The sequence below is a fragment of the Bacillus sp. SIMBA_031 genome (genome assembly GCF_046535225.1).
Lineage (GTDB): Bacteria > Bacillota > Bacilli > Bacillales > Bacillaceae > Bacillus > Bacillus velezensis.
Genome location: NZ_JAWRXC010000535.1, coordinates 1 through 248, shown reverse-complemented (window position 1 = coordinate 248; position 248 = coordinate 1). Strand labels below are relative to the sequence as shown.

Sequence of the window (248 nt, the reverse complement as noted above, 5' to 3'; positions counted from 1 at the left end):
CCTTGCCAGGTGTCCTCGGTCTCCGCGAGAACGCTCTTCACGAACGACGTCATGTCGTTCGGGCTTCCGCTGTTCTGCTGCTCGCTCTGCTCGTGCCCGGATCCGGTCGTGCCCCCGTCCATGACTTGCAGGAGGTCGATGCCGATGGCCTTGAAGACAAGGTAGATCACGACGAGGAAGATGATGGTGCCGATACTGAGGCCGCCACCCCGGCGACCCACGGGCAGGCTGAACCCGCCGCCGCGACC

1 protein-coding gene is annotated in these 248 nt (G+C 64.9%); it reads right to left on the bottom strand.

Annotated elements, in window-relative coordinates; all coding sequences use genetic code 11:
* The coding region (locus SB724_RS21290; RefSeq protein ID WP_410572997.1) for a neutral zinc metallopeptidase at window positions 1–248 on the bottom strand (248 nt) is incomplete at both ends.